This is a genomic window from Archangium sp., assembly GCF_036389735.1.
Lineage (GTDB): Bacteria > Myxococcota > Myxococcia > Myxococcales > Myxococcaceae > Archangium.
This window is the reverse complement of record NZ_DASVWK010000410.1, coordinates 1-7,353: the sequence shown is the minus strand read 5'-3', so window position 1 is coordinate 7,353 and position 7,353 is coordinate 1. Positions and strand designations below refer to the sequence as shown.

General features: G+C 68.5%; 5 protein-coding genes and 1 pseudogene. 2 read left to right on the top strand and 4 right to left on the bottom strand.

Annotated features, from left to right (window positions below):
* Both VF794_RS14775 and VF794_RS14770 read right to left on the bottom strand, forming a co-directional pair.
* Nucleotides 1–248: pseudogene (locus VF794_RS14775) on the bottom strand (cytochrome P450); the annotation flags it as partial.
* Nucleotides 249–500: 252 nt separating this feature from the next.
* Entirely contained in the window at nt 501–1,277 is a 777-nt protein-coding gene (locus VF794_RS14770) for an enoyl-CoA hydratase-related protein (RefSeq protein ID WP_331110868.1), read from the bottom strand.
* Between the two features lie 104 nt (nt 1,278–1,381).
* Here VF794_RS14770 and VF794_RS14765 point away from each other — a divergent pair, with 104 nt between their 5' ends.
* A complete protein-coding gene (locus VF794_RS14765) occupies nt 1,382–3,346 on the top strand; it encodes a TIM44-like domain-containing protein (protein WP_331110866.1) in 1,965 nt (654 codons plus the stop codon).
* Between the two features lie 15 nt (nt 3,347–3,361).
* Here VF794_RS14765 and VF794_RS14760 read toward each other — a convergent pair whose 3' ends face one another.
* Both VF794_RS14760 and VF794_RS14755 read right to left on the bottom strand, forming a co-directional pair.
* Nucleotides 3,362–4,702 carry a right-handed parallel beta-helix repeat-containing protein gene (locus VF794_RS14760; protein ID WP_331110864.1) on the bottom strand — a complete coding sequence of 447 codons (1,341 nt, stop codon included), beginning with the start codon at nt 4,700–4,702 and terminating at the stop codon, nt 3,362–3,364.
* 88 nt (nt 4,703–4,790) lie between these two features.
* Complete coding sequence (locus VF794_RS14755) at nt 4,791–7,097, bottom strand: vanadium-dependent haloperoxidase (protein ID WP_331110862.1); 2,307 nt, start codon at nt 7,095–7,097, stop codon at nt 4,791–4,793.
* A 15-nt stretch (nt 7,098–7,112) separates the two neighbouring features.
* Here VF794_RS14755 and VF794_RS14750 point away from each other — a divergent pair.
* Nucleotides 7,113–7,353 (top strand): hypothetical protein (locus VF794_RS14750; protein ID WP_331110860.1); only part of this gene is annotated, 241 nt, incomplete at its 3' end.

Below are 7,353 nucleotides of genomic sequence, written 5' to 3'. Positions count from 1 at the left end.
TCCGAGATGATCGACTGATCCGCCCGACCCGCGAGCTGGTACACGAGGAAGATCATCCGATCGGCGCTCAAGCGCGAATCGCGAAGGCCGTTCACCACGTCGTCGTAACGCGTGACGAGCCAACCGTGCGCCACGTCCGACCAGTGCACCGGATCCTGATCTCGGAGCATCTTGTCGAACTGGGTGGGGTTGCGGAGGTTCTCGGGGCTGAACGGGTTGAAGTCCGACTGCGAAGCGGCACTCGTCATGACTGCCTCCTCAAGGATGTCCGAGTGGTCCACTCCGACAGGGCAAGAAGCGTAGTGATGGAGCACCCACCTGTCGAGAACGGTTCAGCAGGATCCATGCCGAGCAGCCACATGCCACGCTCTTCTCGAGGCTCGAAAGATGGGGGGTTGGACGTTCAAGCGCACCTTCGGAGGATTCGCAAGGACGAAGCGGAGGCGAGTGCGAAGAGGGCCCCCTGTACCCGCGAGGCCCACATGCGCCCCTGCCCTCCTTCAACGGCCTTTGTAGACGGGCTTTCGCTTCTCGGCGAAGGCCTTGAGGCCCTCCAGCCGGTCCTCGGTGGCCAGCACCTTCTCGTACTGGCGCAGCTCCAGCGCGAGCGCCTCGTCCAGCTCCAGCGACAGGCCCTCGTCGATGGCGTGCTTGGCCGTGGCCACCGCCAGCGGCGCGTTCTCCACGATGCTCTCCGCCAGTGAGTAGGCCGTGTCCACCAGGTGCCCCTCGGGCGCCAGCCGGTTCACCAGCCCGATGCTGAAGGCCTCGGCCGCGTTCAGCCTCCGCCCGGTGAGGATCAGATCCTTCGCCCTGCCCGGCCCCACCAGCCTCGACAGCCGCTGCGTCCCTCCGCCTCCGGGGATGATGCCCAGCTTCACCTCCGTCAGCCCCAGCTCCGCCGCCGGCGCCGCCACCCGCAGATCGCACGAGAGCGCCAGCTCCGTCCCCCCGCCGAAGGCCGCCCCGTTGATGGCCGCGATGAACACGCAGTCGCTCTTCTCGATGGCCCGGAAGGTGCGCCGCAGCCCGTCCAGGAAGGCCCTCACCTCCGGCTCGCCCATCGTGGAGCGCTCCTTCAGGTCCGCCCCCGCGCAGAACGCCTTGTCCCCCGCCCCCGTCACCACCACCGCCCGCGTGTCGTGACCGCGCGACACCCGCGCCACCATCTCCTCCAGCTCCTTCAACATCGCCCGGCTGATCGCGTTGCGCCGCCCCTCGCCGTCGATGGTCCAGATCTCGATGGGTCCTCGTGCGTCGACCTTGAATTCCGCCATGTGCGCGCTCCCTTACCGGGCCCTACACCGGGCCACCAATCGAACCCCCAGCCTGCGGCGACTCCTCGGGCCTGACAAGGTGGAAACGATTACTGTTCCTGGCGATGCGCACCGCGTCCACACGATCCCTCGCCCGCTGGGCGCCCTGGCTGCTTCTTGGCCTCGGGCCCGTGCTGCTCGTCCCCCTCGTCGCCCTCGCCCGCGGTGGTGGCGGCGAGAACTACCAGGCCCCCTCCAGTGACCGGGACTCCGGCGGTGGAGGAGGCAGCGTCCCCATCGAGCTCATCTACTGGGTGGTGCGGCTCACCTTCCGTTATCCCCACATCATGCTGCCGCTGATCGGGATCTGGGTGGTCGGCTGGCACTTCTACAAGCGCAACCTCCACCCCACCGGGGCCACCCAGCGCGCCTTCCAGCAGCGCGAGGCCGAGCAGCGCACCAGCGTCTCCACCCGGGACGTCCAGGGCTGGGTCAACGCGCTGCGCTTGAAGGACGCCCAGTTCGAGCTCCAGCCGCTGCTCGACAAGACGCGGCAGCTCTTCGTGGAGCTCCAGGAGGCCTGGTTCAAGCGGGACATGTCCCCGGTGCGGCCCTTCCTGTCGGACGCCACGTTCCAGCGCTTCGAGGTCCAGCTCCAGCTCATGAAGGACCAGGGCGTGCGCGATGCCATCACCGACATCGACGTGATGGACGTGCAGCTCATTGGCCTGGAGCAGAGCGAGTGGTTCGACACCGTGCACCTGCGCGTGCGTGCCCGGATGCGCGACACCGACGTGCCCGCCACCGCCTCCGTGGCCGAGGCCATCGCCGCCGCGAAGCGTGTCCCGCCGGAGGCCTTCACCGAGGTCTGGTCCTTCGTGCGCAAGCCCGGAGTCCAGACACGCATCGGCGCGGATCTCTTCCAGGGCAAGTGCCCCAACTGCGGCGCCCCGTTCCAGGGCGGCGCGGCCAACCGGTGCGAGTTCTGCGGCGCCATCGTCAACTCGGGCAACTACGACTGGACACTCTCGGAGATCACCCAGGGCATCGAGCACGTGCGCCACTGGGCCCAGGTGGACAACCTGCGCGAGGCCCGCGAGGCCGACCCGGCCCTCAACCTGGAGATCCTCGAGGACCGCACCTCGCTGCTGTTCTGGAAGTGGGTGGACGCGCAGAGCCACGCCACCACGGCGCGCCTGCACAAGGTGGCCAGCCCCGAGGCCCTCGGCCGGTTGGATGAGGAGTTCTCCAGTCTGCGCAAGCAGGGCCAGCGCAAGGTGTTCCTCGAGTGCGCGGTGGGCGGCGTCATCACCCGCGGTTTCGAGCTGGGACAGGACGGCTTCGACCGGGCCCACGTGGAGGTGCGCTGGAGCGCTCGCATGGGCGTGGGCCCCGCCAAGGAGCGCCCCCCTGCCCTGCCCACCCTGCCGCAGCGCTGGGTCTTCACCCTCCTGCGCAAGCACGGCGCCCGCACCAACACGGACAACGGCATGTCCACCAACCGCTGCCCCCAGTGCAACGCGCCCCTGACGGACTCGGCCGCCGTCACCTGCGACTACTGCTCCACACCGCTCGGCACCGGCGAGCGGGACTGGGTGCTGGCCTCGGCGGATCCCTTCGAGGCCTGGGATGCCCGCGCGCAACGGCGCTTCGATACCACCCAGACCGCCCAGAGGCGCAACAGGGTCCGCGAGCCCGCGGCGGCCGTCGCGGCGGCTCCCTCCGTCCAGCCGCACGGGGATGACGTCATCGCCGATCCCCAGGAGCGCCAGCGCCTGCTCTACATGATGGCGGCGATCGCCGCCTCGGACGGCGCGGTGGAGCCCGCCGAGCGCAAGCTGCTGGAACTGTGCGCCCGCCGCTGGAGCGTGCCCTGGAAGAACGTGGAGATGGCCCTCAACTCGGGCCCCCAACTCTTCACCCGGCTCGTGCCCCGAGGCACCCCCGAGGCCGAGGTCTTCCTGCGCCACATCGTCGACATGGCGCTCGTGGATGGGCGGATCGATCGCAAGGAGCGGCGGATGCTGGAGTACGCCGCCACCCACCTGGATCTCACGGAGAAGCTGCCGGAGCTGCTCAACGGCCGGTAGCGGGGGCCGCCAGCCTCACTGCCAGACGCCCAACGGGCCCCCGTAGGCGCCCACGTCCTCGGGCGTCCCGTCCGCCTCGGGCTCGGACGCCCCGAGGCACCCGGCATCGAGCAACGGAGAGTCGAACGACGGGCGGAAGACGCCCTCCTCGGGGAGGAGGAAGAGCGGATCCCGCTCGACGTTGCCCTGCTGGCCGAGCTCGAACCAGGGCGGCACGAGGAACCGCTCCTGGAGGTGGGCGTCATTCTGGAAGAACAGGTTGCAGCGGGCGCGCCCCGCCTGGATGTACGCGTGGTGGACGCCCACCCCCGAGTGGGCCACCACGTTGTTGAGGACGTCCAGGTAGGCCCCATCGCTGACGATGGCCTGCCGGGAGTTCTCCCAGAAGACGTTGTTGGCCACGAGCGACTCGCCATTGAAGTGATTGGTCACGAGCCCGTTGTCGTTGCCCACGAAGACGTTGTTCCGCACCACCGCGCGCGCGTAGTAGTAGAGCAGCACCCCGATGGAGTTGCCGCGGAAGACGTTGTGCGTCACGAGCGCCGACGTCGGATCCTCCCCCCGCTCGAAATGGCCATCCGCGTAGAGGGCGGCCGAGTACCAGGGGCCCGCGCAGTACGTCGCGGTGGCGTCGTCGTCGCACACGTTGCCCCGGCCCACGTTCTGGAACGTGAACCCGGCCACCACCACGTTGGTGGCCCCCGAGAAGTCGAGGAGCTTCACGGGCGCCCCCCCTCCCTCCAGCACGGTCCACGCCGCGCCGCTGCCGAACAGCCGGAGGTCGCTCTTGAGGCGCACCGTCTCGGTATAGGTGCCCGGCGCCACGAGCACGGCGTCTCCGGCGCTCGCGGCGTCCACCGCGGCCTGGAGGGTCGCGTACTCCTCGGGCACCCGGAGGACGCGGGAGTGAGGCTTCCGCGACACCCGGTGGGAGTCCTCCGCCCTCACCATCACCGCATCCACCAGCTCGCCGGCCGGGCTCAGCAGGGTCACGGCGAGGATCTCACCCGAGGTGCCCTGGACCTCGAATTCCTGAGTCCCCGGCGGGACCCGCGTCACGGATTCCTGGGGCGGACGGGACATATGCAGGCGCGTGACCATGACAGTGGCGCCCGACTCCCGCAGCTCCACTGGAAGGGGAATCCGGAGCGGGGACGGCTCCGGGGCCGGGGTAGGCGGCGCCGGGCTCACGACGACCGGCGGCACCGGAGTCCCCGGAGGCGGCGCTGGGGGAGCGGAGACCACATCCTTCGAGGAGGGCTCGAAGCCAGGGCCCTCCTCCGAGGGCGATTCACCGCAGCCGACCAGCAGGACACCCAGGAGCAACGGAGCGGACAGCAGGGAGCACGTGTTCATGCCCCCCACTGTCAGCAAACACCGGACCAGCCCCGACCGATCTCCTAGGGCCCCTGCTCGTTCGTGCTCCCCGTTCGTATCGAGACGGTCAGTAGACGAGCGGCTCCACGACTCCGTTGGAAATGCGGACGGTGATGCCGTCGAACCGGGTGAACTGGAAGAAGGCGTCATCCTCGTTGAAGGTGAGGCTCATCTCCTGGAGCAGCCCGATGGCCACCGCCTCGCCCAGGGGCAGCGACTCGGTGTAGTCGCTGCGCCAGTGCACGCCCGCCGCGTTGCGGAACAGGGAGATGTTGCCAGCCAACTTGTTCAGCTCGCCTCCCACGGTCAGCTGCGCCGCATCCGCGCCCGTGTAGCCCACCAGCGCCGTGCCGTCCGCGTTGGCCACCATCGGGCTCTCAATGGGCGCGCTCTCGTCGAAGAACGCCTTGAGAATGGTGGCGCACGCGCCGGAGATGGAGGCGTGCCCCGCGCCATAGGCCGGGTGCGTGGGGCAGCCTTCCGGGTACGCCTGGGGCAGCAGGTACGAGCCGTAGCGCTCCGGGAAGTACGGAGCCAGCCCTCCCGTGGACAGCGAGGCGGTGATGGACGTGTGCAGCGGGTAGGTGCGCCGGGAGGGGACATTGAGGTGGTTGTCCACGCGCCCGCCGTACTCCTCGGGACGCAGCCGCCGGTGCACGCCCCACTTCTGCCACCACACCGACCGCCCGGCACGCCCCGCCACCTCGATGAGCACCTGAAGCAGGTGCACCGGGCCGAAGGTGGCGAAGCCCACCTGCTTGCGCGCGTCCTCCGCGGTGCCCGGCGGGTCGTACGGGTTGCCCCGATTGAAGGAGATCTCCATGTCCACCTGCGGACGGCCCGTTCCCGCCGCGTTGCCCATGTTCTGGTTCCCGCGCGGCTCGGACAGCAGGTAGAAGGCCGCGTTCCACCACGCGTTCACCACCTGGTCGAAGTGGACGTAGTTGGCCCCGTCCCGCAGGTTGCGGATGAACCGGCGTCGCGTCAGGTCGAACTGATCCTTGCCCCGATCGTCCCGGCCGTCCTGCACCTGCAGCCAGTCCGTGAAGTTCGTCAGGTAGTCTGCGTTCGCCCCCAGCTCCGGGAAGCCCTTCACCGTCCACTGCCGCTGGTCGATGACCTGCGAGCCGTAGGTGATGTAGCCCTCGGCGGCATCCCTCCCCTGCCCGTCCGGCTTGCGCGGATCGACGTTGCCTTTGAGCAGGAACTGCGACACGTACGGGCCCACCTGCTCTCCGGGGTAGATGCCCCGGAACAGGTTCTGCGCCGTGACAGGCACCGTGCCACCGAACCAGGGGAACTCGGTGTTCAGCGAGCCGATGGCCTGGGCCAGGAGGCTGCCGGCGGTGCCGGCCTCGGTGGCGTAGTTGATGAAGGGCACGTCGCGCGCCAGCGCCATCCAGTACAACTCCCCCATCTCCGCGGCCGTCTGCTCGGAGTCGAAGCGCGGCGCGGGCGGCTGCGTCACCGCCTGGGTGTCCGGCGCCTCCAGGTCGAAGGCCAAGCCCGCCTGCGGGTTGGTCAGCTTCTTGGCGTTCGGAGGCTGGAGGATCTCCTCGAAGTCCCCGGGGTCGCGGCTCTGCAGGGCGCGCAGCAGCGAGCCGTAGGAGACGGGCTCGGGGTCTCCCACCGCGTCATGCCGCAGGGCCTTGGAGTAGTTGCCAATGAAGGACTGGGACGGGTAGTTCACCTCGTCGTTGTTGTTGGCGTGCTCGGGGTGGGAGCGTGAGGCGGCCAGCTTCGCGGCCTTCTCGCGAGTGCCCAGCGCGCTCAGGCGCCGCTCCTCCACCCTCCGGGACGGGCTGGCCGTGGGCGTGTTGAACGAGTCGAAGATGGCCACTCCCGGGTTGGGGAGGGGCTGGTAGGTCCCCGCGCCGAACACGAGCTTGCACGAGGTGAGGCTCACGGGGTTGGCCTTGCTGAAGAGCGTGGTCCACCGCTCGCCATCGGGAGACACCTCCCACCAGGTCGTGCCCTGGGTCTCGCGCAGCCGCCACCAGCGGTGCGCCGCCGGATCGTACGCGCAGACCGCGAGCGGCGTTACGACCCCCCCGACCACCTGAACGCAGCGAATCGAGCCGGTGTTGACGATGATCAGCACCCTGTTGTCGTCATTGCTGCCCACGCTGAGCAAGGTGTCCGTCGCATTGGGCACCTGATTGAGAACCTGGACGACCTCGAGTTCGACGAATGAGCCGGTCAGATCGTGCAGGACCTTGGACGAATACCCGGAGTAGCTCCCACCCGAGCGGTTGGGCGGGGGCCGGACTTCAACACGCTGATTGACCTCCTGGGTCTGGCCAAAGTTGAACCACTTCGCCGTGTCCAAGCTGTTGTCGTTGAAGTTGTCGCTGAAAAGATGCGCCTTCGCCATGGTTTGCCCCCAGCCGTGCTGATCGTGCCCCTCCTGGTCTACAGGCCCTGTCTGACATTGCTGGATGTTCAAGCGGCCTTCGAGGCTGGGTTGATTGGCTTCAGCGGCGTCACCAGTCTGACCTGGGTACTGTTCGAGGGGATGGCGTGGACACTTCCGTCCTGTTGTCATCAATCCATTCCCTTCCTGTATGGAATTGGCCAGAACATGACGAAAAGACTGTCGGCACCCACCTGGATGGTTTGGCTGGTAGTCG